Source organism: Micromonospora sp. GCM10011542, from assembly GCF_042650685.1.
Taxonomy (GTDB): domain Bacteria; phylum Actinomycetota; class Actinomycetes; order Mycobacteriales; family Micromonosporaceae; genus Micromonospora.
This window is the reverse complement of record NZ_JBHSBO010000058.1, coordinates 14,092-26,980: the sequence shown is the minus strand read 5'-3', so window position 1 is coordinate 26,980 and position 12,889 is coordinate 14,092. Positions and strand designations below refer to the sequence as shown.

The window sequence follows — 12,889 nt, the reverse complement described above, 5'->3', positions numbered from 1 at the left end:
CGACAAGAGCGCCGCCAGCCGTGCCAGTCCGCAAATAGTCCGCACCCCGCGCCGCGACCGCCGCGGATCCCATCGCCGCGCACCACAAGGGCTACCAGGCTCCCCAGACGGGGACAAGGTCGTTCGGCCGGTGAGGCGCTCCACCTTGTCCCCGTTCGGGGAGCCTGGACGGTCTGGCGACTGCCCGACGAGGAGATCCGCTCTCCGAAGCCCTGGCAGCCGGTGAGGGAGCCGCGCTTATGGGTGGTCCAGGGGAGGAGAGCTTACGTACTCGCCGAACGGCTCGATGGATCCGTCCCAACCGTTCCAACCCTGTTGGGTGATCTGCCCGTCGGCGTAGGTGTATGACCAGCGGGCACCGTCCTCGCCCTCGATCTGGACGGTTCCCGAGCGAACGAACGGCGCGATCGCGACGTAGAAGGCTGTCGCCTGTCCCGACCACTTGGGATCACCCTCGTCGTCGTAGCCGAATTCGATCCAGTCCCCGTCGCGGATGACCGAGGCCCCGGCCTCCCCCGCCACGTCGGCCAGCGTGTCATTCGACGGAAACGCATCCGGCTTGTACCAACCATCTCGCCCAGCCATGGCGGCTTGGGCAGCGACGACCGCAGCGACCTCGTCCGACTTCGGTAGGTTCAGACGGCCTGAAGGCATTACCAGGTATCCCACGGCGCGCAACCTACAACGGTCGATGCCCACCACGCCAGAGGCGCTGGCTATCTACCGCAGGAGTAGGCCGAACGGCCGGCGGGACGCATCTGCCAACTCCCCGCAGAAATGTCGGATGGTGGCGTGCCAACTACGTGCCAGTAGCCAGTACCCCGAGCAGGCACGAGCTGTAACTCACTCCGATGCAACGAGCAGGCGTTGCAGGCCTTCCCAAGCGATGATCTTCGCCCTTCCAAACTGACGCTCCGGGCCGCCTGACCCCGCAGTCCGCATCTAGTCCGCACGAGGCCGACCGACAGCGGGGGGGGTGGTGTGAGATGTCGAGAGGTGTTTCCGCTGCTAGATCGCCATGTGCCCAGGTCGGTGGGAACGGCATCTCGTAATGTGTGGGTCGACGGTTCGACTCCGTCAGGCGGTTCCGTAGAGAGTCTGACCGGGCAGTTCGGGCGGACCGGACAGCACTGCGCGGAGCTTGTCGATCTGCGGGAACTCGCTCACTCCCGCCTCGCCCCATAGGCTCCGCCACTCCGAGTCGTCGCCGAGGACCCGGTCAAGTGCCTCGACTGCCAACTGTGGCAGGTCGGCGAGGTCAACGGATTCACCAGCAAGCAGGAAGTCCGGCGCGTAGGGCGAGGTTATCGGGTCGCCGCCCGGCATCTGGGACGCCACGATCGCTGCCGCGGCAATGGCCGGGGCGGCATCGTCAAGGTCCAGGTAGCCGGTGTTGAGTGCCGCCGTTGTCAGGGCAGCACGAACCATTGCCGCCCGCGCAGACGGATCGGCATCGTGGAGGTCACCGCACCAGTCGGCGGCGCTGTCGTTGTCGAACGGGCCGTCGTCCCAGGTGCCCATGTGCTCCTCCTCCACTTTTCCGGTGAGCGGATCATGAGGCCAAGCGGGGGCCGACGCAAGGTGCGAGAGCGCTCCGCGAGCTGCGGCACCGCGCCTTCGTGCGAGCCGTACACCGCCTCTACGCCAGGTTCATCGAGATGCGTGCGGACAGGGGAGGCAGCGAGCGAGCGGCTTTCCGGCCGCGGTGGGCGAGAATCGCCGGATGGACGATCTCCTGAGATTCCTTCATGCTCGTTACGAGGCGGACTGCCACGCCTATGCCGAGGTGTCCCACCGCTTCGGGGGCGAAGCCCTCCTCGACAGCCATCTGCCGATGCTCGACCTCATGGACATGCTGGCGCGGGAATACGAGGCGATGGACCCTGCCGACGAGCGCCTGGCCGGCCTCGCGTACGCGCTCCGAGCGCTCGCGCAGTCGTATTACGAGCACCCCGACTATCGCAAGGAGTGGCGTCCCTAGCTGACGTCGGATTTCGCGCTGCGTAGGTCTGTCGGGCCCGTGGTGCGGCTCGGTGTCGGACGGGCCTGGTACCTCTAGGGTGTATCGATGCCTCAGAGTCATCACGCTCGGCGGCACCTACGCTCGGAAGGGAGCCGCGATGTCCGGCTACGTCCAGCTCGGCGGGGTCGACACGTACTACGAGCGCGACGGCGCGGGTGATCCGCTCGTGCTGCTGCACCCGGGTCTCGCCGACTCCCGTGCCTTCGGGCAGAACGTGCCGGGGCTGGCGGCACACTTCACCGTCTACCGGCCGGACCGACGCGGGCACGGCCGCACCCCCGACGTGGACGGGCCGATCAGCTACGAGGTGATGGCCCGGGACACCATCGCCTTCCTCGAGCAGGTGGTCGGCGGGCCGGCGTACCTGGTCGGGCACAGCGACGGCACCCCGGTCGCGCTGCTGGTGGCGCTGCGCCGCCCCGACCTGGTCCGCCGCCTGGTGCTCGCCGCCGGCGTGTTCCACCACGACGGCTGGATCGACGGTGCCATCGACCTGGACGAGGAGACCGTCGAGTTCTTCACGCAGTACCACGGCGAGGTGTCACCCGACGGGCCGCAGCGGTTCCCGATCGTCAAGGACAAGCTGGACCGCATGCACCGCGAGGAGCCCACGCTGACCGTCGCCGACCTGGCCGGCTACCCCGGCCCCGCGCTGGTGATGGTCGCCGACGACGACGAGGTACGCGTCGAGCACACCCTGGCGCTGCGCGGAGGGCTGCCGCACGCGCAGCTCGCCGTGGTGCCGGGCACCGGTCACGGCCTGCTCGCTGACAAGCCCGACCTGTGCAACCGCCTCATCATCGATTTTCTCACCGAGCCGGTGGACGGGTAGGGTGATCTTCGTCAGCCACGAGGGGAGGTGAGCCCGGTGAACAACTACTGTCACGTCTGGGCGCTCCACTCGGCCTTCCCCTTCAGCTGACCCACGCGTCGGGGAGCGCCCTCCTTTACCGGAGGACCGATGTCTTTTTCCCCCTTCCGCATCGACGTGTCCGATGCGGTCCTCGACGACCTGTGGGCCCGACGGCCCGTACCCGATTCACCGACCGCAGCGGCGACCAGCCGTGGCAGGCCGGCACCGACCCCGATTACCTGCGCGACCTGATCGCCTACTGGCGCGACGGCTTCGACTGGCGGGCACGGGAGGCGGAACTCAACGCCGTGCCGCACTCCAGGCCCAGGTCAACGGCCGGCGGCTGCACTTCCTGCACGTCCACGCGGTCCGTCCGGCCGGCGCACCCGCGCCGCTGCCGCTGATCCTCAGCCACGGCTGGCCCAGCAGCTTCGTTGAGATGCTGCCGCTGGTCGACCGGCTGACCGACCCCGCCCGGTACGGGGGTGACCCCGCCGACGCGTTCGACGTGGTGGTGCCCTCGCTGCCCGGCTTCGGCTGGTCCGAGCTGCCGAAGGAGCCGCTGACCCGGGCGGTGCTGGCCCGCACGCTGCACGAACTGATGACCGACGTGCTCGGCTATGAGCGCTACGGCGCCTTCGGCGGCGACGTCGGCGGGGTGGTCACCGGCTGGCTAGGCGCGCTCTATCCGGGGCGGGTGGCCGGCATCCACATGATCCACCCGCCGTTCCCGGCCAGCTTCGACGACCGTCCACTGTCCCCGGCCGAGCAGGCGTACCTGGACGCCGAGGGGGCGTACGACGAGACCGACGGCGGCTACAGCGCGATCATGGGCACCCGGCCGGACACCATCGCCGCGGCACTGGCCGACTCCCCGGCCGGTCTCGCCGCGTGGCTCGTCGACAAGTACCGGGACTGGAGCGACAACCACGGGGATCTCGCGAACAGCTTCGACCGGGACACGCTGCTCACCATCATCACGCTCTACTGGGTCAGCGGCTCGATCGGCTCGTCGTTCCGGCAGTACTACGACTTCGCCCACAACACTCCGCGACCCGCCATCACCGTGCCCGCCGCGTTCACGGTGAGCACCGAGCCCTCGCAGGCGAACTTCCCCCGGGAGATCGCCGAACGCGCCTGCACCGACATTCGGCACTGGAGCGAGCCGGGTCGGGGTGGGCACTTTATGCCGCTGGAGGAGCCGGACCTGCTCGCCGGTGAGCTGAGGCGGTTCTTCACCTCCCTGCGTTCGTACTGACAGGTGGCGGAGCCGGGCCGGTCTCCGGCTCGGCCCCGCCGCTGTCCTGCAATTTTCTCCTTTCAGGAACAAAGGGAAGCATCGATCCCGTCCGCGTTGCCTGTCTCGCATATGAGCGGTTGTACCGCGTGTGACCGTGACCTCACGCTCCACCTCGACCTCCTCGCACTGGCGGATCACCTGGGCCGAGCGCGAGAACGAACGTCGGCGGCGCGCACACCGCACCGAGACCGAGGCCTGGCTGCGCCGCCAGGACCACCTGACCCGGCTGCGGATCGAGGCCGCCGGGTTCCTCGGGTGCACGGAGCCGCGTACCGGCCTGCCCGTGGACCTCGACGACGGCGAACTCGTCTTCCGCGTCCTGCCGGCCGCCGAGCTGGTCGAGGCCGAAGCCCGGCACCTGCCCGGACTACCCCCGCCAGGCCCTCTCACCTGCGCCGACACGCCCGGCAGCGCCCTGCCGCCGGGCCTGCGGAGCGTCGACACCGGCATGGCCATCGTGACCAGCCACCGGGTGGCCTTCGCCGGACGCGACCGCCGGCGGGAGTGGAGATACGCCGACCTGCTGGGCCCCGCGCACCACCCCGACGTCCCACTCACCCTGCTGCACACCACCGACCGAGCCCGGCTCGCCGGGCTGCTGGTGCCGGCTGAGGTCGCGGTGAACGCCCGCTTCTACCTCACCCTCGCCATCGCCGTCGCGGCCGGGAAACGCCCCGCCGTCGTCGCGCGGCTCGACGCCCTGCTGGAGGCGCACCAGGGCGCGCGGCCGACGCCGCCGCCACTGGCCGAGCCGGACCACGCACCGATGACCGCGCTACGTCCCGATCGCCGGGCCGTCGCCGTCACCGCCGTCGCGACGGTGGTGTTCGCGACGCTGACCACCGGCGGCATCGGGCCGGACGAGATCGGATCCGGGTACCGGGCGGAGGCGCGCACCAACGGCAGCGAGGCGGTGCAGGTCATCCCCGCCATGGTCCCGACCACCCCCGCCGAGCCGGTGGCACCGGAGCGGGACGCGGCCGCGACGAAACGCGGTGCGGCGCCGGTCCGAAGTGCGGGTCGCGTCCCGTACGGGCCATCGAGTACGGCGAAACCAGGAACCACGGTCCGGCCGGTGGGTCCCGCAGCGGTTCCGTCGTCCCGCCCGGCCCCGCCCGCCGCTGCGGCGCAATCCACCGCTCCGGCCCCGCCCGCCGGTGCGGCCTCGACCCCCGGCCCGGCGCCGACCAGCAGCCCGCCCCCGACGACCAGCCCCACCCGGCCCGCCGCACCCGCCCCGACCACGGCGTCGCCCTCGCCGAAGGCCACCCTGCTCACCGTCTGTCTGGGCCCGCTCCAGCTACCACTGCTGGACGGACTGCTCTGCCCGCCGACCGATTCCTGACCGCTTGTCTGCTCAGGCGGTGCCGAAGTCGGGGACGGTGAGGGTGCCGTCCGGGGCGAGCGGGAAGCCGGGATTCCAGGCGATCTCCCAGACGTGACCGTCGGGGTCGGCGAAGCAGCCGGCGTAGCCGCCGTAGAACGTCTCCCGAGCCGGGCGGGTCACCTCGGCCCCGGCAGCCTCCGCCGCCGCGAGCAGTTCATCGACCTCGACCCGAGACTGGACGTTCTGCGCCAGCGTCATCCCGCCGAAGCCGCCGGCGCCTGAATCGTCCACCCCCACGTCGGCGGCCAACTTGTCCCGCCCCCACAGCACCAGCGCCAGCCCACCGGCCTGGAAGAAGACCGTCTCCTCGACCTCCTGGCCACGCCAGCCCAGCCGCTCGTAGAACGCCCGGGACCGCGCCACGTCCGTGACCCCGAGGGTGACGAGGCTGATCCGCTGTTCCATCGCGGTCACTCGGGGTTGTGGCAGACGGCCTCGACGTTGTTGCCGTCGGGGTCGCGGACGAACGCGCCGAAGTAGGCCGGGTGGTACTCCGGCCAGACACGGGGCGCGTGCAGCACCTCCGCGCCGAATTTCAGGGCGGCCTGGTGGAACGCCTCGACGGCGGCCCGGTCGTCGGCGGTGAACGCCAGGTGCAGTTCGCGGGGTGCGCCCTCGGTCGTGGCGGGGCCCAGCCAGAAATCGGGGCGCTCCCGGCCGTAGCCGACGACGTTCGGGAACTCCAGCATCCGGCGGCCGCCGAGCGGGGCGAGCACGGCGTCGTAGAAGGCGGAACTGGCCGCCAGGTCGCGGACCTGGACCGAGAGATGGTCGATCATCGCGGGCTCCTCCAAGCGTCACCGGGCCCTCGGGCTGACGTCACGCTAGCGGCCGGGTGTGACGTGCGGAGGGCATCCGTGATTACCTGCCTGGAGGCGCGTACTCGGCTCGCTGGTGGGTCGCCCCGTCGACCTCCTGCGCGGTCAGTAGGGGCGTGATCTTCGTGTCCACACCGCCCGCCGCCCGGATGGAGATCGCCAGTCCGGCCGCCGCGCTGTTGTCCGGCAGGTCGCACAACACGTAGGTGTCGTGATCACCGAAGCCGAAGTACAGCGATTCCATCTGCCCGCCGGCGGCCTCGATCGTCTTGCGGACGACGTCGGCGCGTTTGGTGCCACCGTCGTTGACCAGCCCTCTGACCCCGTCGATGGTGTAGGTCGACCTCAACAGGAACTTCGCCATGCGGATGTCTCCTCTCAGACGTGTCGGCACCCGCCCGGTCGTCACCTCAGCCGCGCCTACCCGCTCGCCGGCCGGCTAGTCCTGCACCCGGCCGCCTCCCGTGGCGGAGGGCGGAGCAGTTGGCGGTCGGTCCGGCCGGGGCGCTTCGGGCGGTCGAACGTTCCTGCTCAAGCCGTCGTCCCGCTTGAAGGTTCTGACGGTTGGGGGATCCCGTGGGCAGGACTGGGGCAGGTAGGGTGCGAGGACCGCCACGGGGGAGGTCGGGAGCGATGTGCGTCGGGCTTGGGTGTGGGTGTGGGTGAAGGCCGGCGATTTCACGTAGCGGCGCCGCGATCGAGGCAAGCCTCGCACGCGGTGCTCCGATCAGGCGCCGGACTGGCTACCAGCCGTGGCGTCGATTCCGATTTTCTCCCCGGGACGACTGGATAGCTGACAGCTGAGAGCTGTCGGTTGTCAGGTTCCACATGCTTCAACCACCGAAGGTGATCCATGCTCTCCCCCTCCGCGTCCTCGATCGAGTCGCCTGAGCTGATCCTCGACCGGGCTGCCTCGCTGGTCGACTACCTGATGGCCGTTCGGGCACAGATGGAGAAGCCGGCCCGTACGGTGCCCGCCGGGGGCGCCTTCTGGCAGCACGCGTTCCCCGCTCATCCAGCCTGCGAGGTCGGCGTCTCCGCCGATGGCGCCAGCTGGCTCCGGGTGGGACTGCCCGCGCCGGCCCGTTCGTTGCGGGCGCCCGGGCACCTGACGCCGTACCTGGACGGTCCACTCTCGTACGACGCCGAACCTCGCCTGATTGGCGCGGAGGAGGAGATCGAGCCGCTGCGCGCGCGCTTCGAGGCGTGGCGGGAGCAGGAGTGGCGGCCCTGGGCCGAGCAGGCCCGGCGCATTGAGGAGGTACGCCAGCTGCACCGCAGTTTGTTCGACCTGAAGCACCGGGTCGACATGAACGCGGCGACGGACGAGCTGGTGTGGGGCCACGGCGTCATCCGGACCGAGGTCGTCGGTCACCGGGTGCAGTACCCGCTCATCGTCACCCCGGTGGCGATCGAGTTCGACGCCGACCGGTCGGTGGTCACGGTGGTGCCGCAGGGTGCCGCCCGGTTGCAGACCGACCCGCTCAGCGGGCTCGACGAGCGCTACCTCGCCCAACTGCTCGCCCTGGCCGGCCCCGGTGGCCAGCTCGACCTCGACGTGTGGGACGAGTTCACGCGCCGGGAATTCCTCGAACGCGCGCTGCGCCGCCTCGGCCAGGACCCGATCATCCGGGACGCCGGCCAGAGCGCTCCCGTCGGGCCGCACGTGCACGACACCGGTGTGCTGTTCACCCGGCCCCGGCAGCGGATGCTGCGCCGCTTCCTGGAGCAGCTGCGCGCCCGCCTGCTCGCTGGCGACGACGCCAGCATCGGCGCGCTGGCGGCGATCCTCGCGCACGAACCCAGCAAGCTGCTGATGCCGCAGGACCAGCCGGAACGCTGGACGCCGCTGGGTGAGCGCCTGCTGATGCCGCTGCCCACCAACGAGGCGCAGGAGTCGATCGCCCGCCGGCTCGCCCAGCACCGCAACGTCGCCGTGCAGGGCCCGCCCGGCACCGGCAAGACCCACACCATCCGCAACCTCATCTGCCACCTGATGGCCCACGGCAAGCGGGTGCTGGTGGTCGCGCAGAAGGAGGACCCGCTGCGGGTCCTGCGCGACGGGCTGCCGCAGGAGATCCAGTCGCTGTGCCTGGCCGTGCTGGGCCGCTCCACCGACCAGCTCGTGCAGCTCCAGCTCGCCGCCCGCGAACTCTCCGACCGCGGGGCGACCCTCGACAAGCGCAGCGAACAGCAGCGGGTGGACCGGCTGCGCCGCCAGCTCGAGGAGGCCGAACGCGACCTGGGTCAGGCCCTCGGCGGCCTGCGCACCATGGCCGAGAACGAGGCCGCCCACCACGAGATCGACGGCATCCGGCTCTCCCCGAGCGACGTCGGGGTCTGGCTGCGGGAACGAGCCGACCGCTACGGCGGCATCCCCGACGACCTGCCACCGCACGTCGACGCGCCGCTGAGCGCCGAGGAGTTCACCGAACTGCTCGACATCGCCCGGCGTACCGGGAAGCAGGATCGGCTGCAGGCGCTGCGCGACCTTCCGACCGCCGCGGACCTGCCACCGGCGGCGGCGGTCCTGGCCGACCGGCGGCGGCTCGACGAGGCGGCCCGCGAGCTGAACCAGCTCGCCGCCGCCGGCGTGGCCCTGCCGCAGGTCCGCGCCTTCGGTCCGCAGCCCCTCGACGACCTCGCCGCGCAGCTGCGCGAGGCGCTGACCATGCTCGCCGCCCGCGAGGGCTCCTGGACCGACCGGCTCGGCACCCTGCTGCAGACCGACCCCAACTGGCAGCAGATGTGGCACGACCACGTCGAGGCCTGCCAGCGGGCCCTCGGCGACCTCACCGCCGCCACCCGGGTCATCGCCGGCCACCAGGTCACCGTGGCCGACGTGCACCTGGCCGAGCCCCGCCGCCTGCTCGCGCAGCTCGGTGAGCTGCGCCAACGCTTCGCCGCCGGCAAGGGCGTCAGCCGACTCTTCCAGGGCGCCCTGGCCAAGCTCGCCGCCGAGTGCCACATCGACGGGGAGATCCTGCGCAGCACCGACGACGTGGACATCGTCGTCGCCTTCGTCGGACGGCAGCGGCTGCGCCAGGAGTTGACCACCCGCTGGCAGGAGTGGACAGCTCCGCTGGAGCTCACCGTCCCCGCCGGCAACCCGGAGACGTGGGCCGGGCGGCTGCTCGCCGAGGCCGAAGCCGCCCTCGACTGGGACCGCCGGCGCTGGCCGGCGCTGCACGCCACCCTGCGCGGGCTGATCCCGACCGTCGCGGCCACCGTGGACACCCAGCGGTTGACCGCCATCACCGACCTGGTCACCCGCTGCGCGGCCGTTTTCACCCACGACCGCCTGGTCGCCGCCGAACGCGATCTCGCCGCCGCGCTCCAGGCCGGCATGTCGGGTACGGACGCCAGCGAGCTGTGGCGGCTGCTCGACCTCAGCCGGCAGAGCGCCGACCTCGACCGCTGGGACTCGTGCCTCGACGAGGTGCGCCGGCTCGCCGCGCTGCGCCCCGACGCGCAGCGCTTCCGTGAGTTGTCGGCCCGGCTGCGGGAGGCCGCACCCGCGTGGACGGCCAGCATCGACGACGGCGCGTCCACGCTCGCCGACAACGGCATGGACTGCTTGCACCGCTGGCAGTGGCGGCAGGCGCAGACCTGGTTCGACACCGTGGTCGGCAGCGTCGACCCGGTCGCCCTCGGCCGGCGCGTCGAGCAGATCCGGGAGCGGATCCGCCGCCTCACCCAGGAACTCGTCGTCGCGTCTTCCTGGCTGGAGGTCTCCAAGGCCCTCGACGACCGTCGCCGGGCGGCGCTCGCCGACTGGACCACCGCACTGCGCAAGATCGGCAAGGGTACGGGCAAGAACGCCGCCCAGTGGCAGGCCCACGCCCAGCGGGCGATGAGCGCGGCGGTGGACGCCGTGCCGGTCTGGGTCATGTCCGTGGACCGGGCCATCGAACAGTTCGCCGGTGGCGCCCACTTCGACGTGGTCATCGTCGACGAGGCGTCCCAGGCGGACATGTTCTCGCTGCCCATCCTCAGCCTCGCCGAGCGGGCCGTGGTCGTCGGCGACGACCAGCAGATCGGTCCGCAGTTGTCGTTCGTCGGCACGGTTACCGGCCTGATCAACTCGCACCTGGTCGACGTGCCGTCGGCCGAGCACTTCGACCCGGAGAGCAGCCTCTACGACCACGCGGTCCGCCGCTCGCCGGAACGCATCCTGCTCACCGAGCACTTCCGGTCCGTGCCGGCCATCATCGGCTTCTCCAGCCAGACCTACTACGGCGGGGAGATCGAGCCGCTGCGCACCGACCGCCCCGCCGGCATCGGCGACCCGGTGATTGCGGTGCACGTGCCCGAGGGCATCCGGCAGGACCTCACCACCTACGGCAACGTCAACGTCGCCGAAGCCGAGGCCCTGGTCGCACGGGTCGCCGCGATCGTCGCCGACCCCGCGTACGCCGGCCGGACCATTGGCGTGGTCAGCCTGCTCAGCACCAGCGGCCAAGCCCTCTACCTGCTCACCCGGATCCGCGAGACCGTCGGCGAGGAGGAGATGGAACGCCGCCGGCTGCGCGTCGGTGACTCGTACACCTTCCAGGGCGACGAACGCGACATCGTGCTGGTCTCCCTGGTCGTCTCCCCGCACCAGGGTCCGGTGTCGGCGTTCACCAAGCGCGACCACCACCGCCGGGTCAACGTCGCCGCCTCCCGCGCCCGCGACCAGCTCTGGGTCTTCCACTCCGTACAGCCCGCCGACATGCGCGAGGACGACGCCCGCGGGCTGCTGCTCACCTACTGCCAGAACGTCAACGCCGCGGAGGAGGCGTACGACGACCTGGAGAAGCGCTGCGACAGCGACTTCGAACGCGCGGTGCTGCGCCGAATCCTGCAGCGCGGCTACCGGCCGCTGCCGCAGTTCCGCATCGGCAGCTACCGGATCGACTTCGTACTGCCGGCACCGGACGGCCGGCGGCTGGCGATTGAGTGCGACGGGGACGCGTACCACGGGCCGGAGGAGTGGGAGAGCGACATGCGCCGCCAGGCGGTGCTGGAGCGGGTCGGCAACTGCGTCTTCGTCCGGATCCGGGGGAGTGTGTTCAGCCGGGATCCAGAGGCGGCGATGGAGCCGCTGTGGCAGCGCATCGAGGAACTGGGCATTGGCGTACCCCCACCGGTCGCTACCCCCTCGCCCGCCGTGGAAGTGGCGATGATCAACGACGCCACGCCGGTCATCGGCGTGCAGCCCCTGCCTCACCAGGGTCGGCGGGTGGCTGTCGCGGACCGGCACGAGGTCGGATCGGTCGTTGACGCCGAGCTGGTGGAAGACGTTGCGCAGGGGGCGTCGGTCGAGGAGCCGACAGGGCGTTGGTCCGCACCAGCTGCCATTTCGCCGGTTCTTGAAGCTCCCGTCCAAGACGACCCGCCATGGGCCGGGGCGGCAGAGACGCCTGCTGTGCCCAAGCAGGCGGAAGCGCCTGCGCCCGGATCGCCGACAGGCGACCAGGACAGCGAGGGGCTGGCGGCGACTTCGTTGCCGACGGGTGCCGGACCCGTCAACGCCGTATCCGACTCACGCCCTGTAGGGAGCAGAGAGCAGGAGACGGAGGATGATCCGGACGCGCCGGTGCCGGCCGGCTATCGCAGTGTCGCCTGGCTGCGCCCTTATGAGGCAGGAGCGGTGATCAGCAGCTACCGGCATCGCCAGGACGTGCCGGTCCGGCACGACGGCAAGATGCTCGGCTGGGCCAGATTCCACCCCATCACGTCGGCTGAGGCGCGGAAACACCGGGCCAACGTCCGGATCGACCGAGCGGAGTCCGGCGGTCCCCGAGTGGTCTGCTGGGTACGCCAGAACGAGGCCAAGGCCGTCGTGGAGGCGGCGAGAAACCGACAGGACAGCCCGGTCGAGGATCGCGACGGCTCACCTGAGGGAATGGTCCAGTACTTCGCCCCGGACAGTGCCGCGGCGACCCGATACCGGAGTGTCACCCGGCTGCTACGGCTCACCGGCGATGCCCCGGCCACTCCCGGGTCCGCCGCCGCTGTGCCCGCTGTGCCGGCGGCTCCGATCTCCGCTGCCGTGCCGGCCACCCCGGTGCCGGCGTGGAAGGCGGCGGGCGGACCCGCGCTGGAGAAGTCGCTGCGACGGGCGATGACGCGCGCCTACGACCGGGAGGAGTTGCCGGACGAGGCGGAGACCGAGACGGCGGACCGGCGGGCGTTGGAAGCGGCCTTCCACGAGGCAATGGTGCGCACCTACGAGCGGGCCCGCGACGAGGCGCACTACCACGCGGCGCTGCTGCTGCGGATGGTGACCGAGAAAGGCGGACTGGCGACTGCCCGGCAGTTGCTGCACCACCCGGTGGTGTCGGACGGGTTTACGGCGCTGTGGGAGCGGGGGCGGGTGGACCTGACAGCGGAGGCGTTGGTGATCCGGCCGCGGTTCCGGACGCTGTTCACCGAGGAGGAGTTGGCGATCGCCAGCAGCCGAGTGGTGGACGCCTCATCGCACAGCAGTACCTAAGGCACCGCATGGCCTCCTAGCGTGTGC

At 71.1% G+C, this 12,889-nt stretch carries 10 protein-coding genes and 1 pseudogene; 6 read left to right on the top strand and 5 right to left on the bottom strand.

Annotated features, from left to right (window positions below; all coding sequences use genetic code 11):
- Window positions 1–237 precede the first annotated feature (237 nt).
- A complete protein-coding gene (locus ACFOW4_RS20835) occupies window positions 238–669 on the bottom strand; it encodes a hypothetical protein (protein WP_377530224.1) in 432 nt (143 codons plus the stop codon).
- Between the two features lie 408 nt (window positions 670–1,077).
- On the bottom strand, window positions 1,078–1,521 hold the full coding sequence (locus ACFOW4_RS20830; protein ID WP_377530222.1) for a DUF4259 domain-containing protein: 444 nt from the start codon (window positions 1,519–1,521) through the stop codon (window positions 1,078–1,080).
- A 202-nt stretch (window positions 1,522–1,723) separates the two neighbouring features.
- Here ACFOW4_RS20830 and ACFOW4_RS20825 point away from each other — a divergent pair, with 202 nt between their 5' ends.
- From ACFOW4_RS20825 to ACFOW4_RS20805, 5 genes and pseudogenes are all read left to right on the top strand, one after another.
- The gene (locus ACFOW4_RS20825; RefSeq protein WP_377530221.1) at window positions 1,724–1,981 is read left to right on the top strand and encodes a DUF6221 family protein; all 258 of its coding nucleotides are present in this window, start codon (window positions 1,724–1,726) and stop codon (window positions 1,979–1,981) included.
- A gap of 139 nt (window positions 1,982–2,120) precedes the next feature.
- Window positions 2,121–2,855, top strand: a complete 735-nt coding sequence (locus ACFOW4_RS20820) for an alpha/beta fold hydrolase (RefSeq protein WP_377530218.1) — start codon at window positions 2,121–2,123, stop codon at window positions 2,853–2,855.
- A 182-nt stretch (window positions 2,856–3,037) separates the two neighbouring features.
- Window positions 3,038–3,249: pseudogene (locus ACFOW4_RS20815) on the top strand (epoxide hydrolase N-terminal domain-containing protein); the annotation flags it as partial.
- 66 nt (window positions 3,250–3,315) lie between these two features.
- The gene (locus ACFOW4_RS20810) at window positions 3,316–4,134 is read left to right on the top strand and encodes an alpha/beta fold hydrolase (RefSeq protein WP_377531658.1); all 819 of its coding nucleotides are present in this window, start codon (window positions 3,316–3,318) and stop codon (window positions 4,132–4,134) included.
- A gap of 136 nt (window positions 4,135–4,270) precedes the next feature.
- Window positions 4,271–5,521 carry a hypothetical protein gene (locus ACFOW4_RS20805; RefSeq protein ID WP_377530215.1) on the top strand — a complete coding sequence of 417 codons (1,251 nt, stop codon included), beginning with the start codon at window positions 4,271–4,273 and terminating at the stop codon, window positions 5,519–5,521.
- 12 nt (window positions 5,522–5,533) lie between these two features.
- Here ACFOW4_RS20805 and ACFOW4_RS20800 read toward each other — a convergent pair whose 3' ends face one another.
- From ACFOW4_RS20800 to ACFOW4_RS20790, 3 genes are all read right to left on the bottom strand, one after another.
- Complete coding sequence (locus ACFOW4_RS20800; RefSeq protein ID WP_377530213.1) at window positions 5,534–5,968, bottom strand: VOC family protein; 435 nt, start codon at window positions 5,966–5,968, stop codon at window positions 5,534–5,536.
- Window positions 5,969–5,973: 5 nt separating this feature from the next.
- Window positions 5,974–6,342, bottom strand: a complete 369-nt coding sequence (locus ACFOW4_RS20795) for a VOC family protein (RefSeq protein ID WP_377530211.1) — start codon at window positions 6,340–6,342, stop codon at window positions 5,974–5,976.
- Between the two features lie 82 nt (window positions 6,343–6,424).
- Window positions 6,425–6,745: a GYD domain-containing protein gene (locus ACFOW4_RS20790; RefSeq protein WP_377530209.1), complete on the bottom strand. Its 321-nt coding sequence runs from the start codon at window positions 6,743–6,745 to the stop codon at window positions 6,425–6,427.
- A gap of 489 nt (window positions 6,746–7,234) precedes the next feature.
- Here ACFOW4_RS20790 and ACFOW4_RS20785 point away from each other — a divergent pair, with 489 nt between their 5' ends.
- Window positions 7,235–12,862, top strand: a complete 5,628-nt coding sequence (locus ACFOW4_RS20785; RefSeq protein ID WP_377530206.1) for an AAA domain-containing protein — start codon at window positions 7,235–7,237, stop codon at window positions 12,860–12,862.
- Window positions 12,863–12,889: the final 27 nt, after the last annotated feature.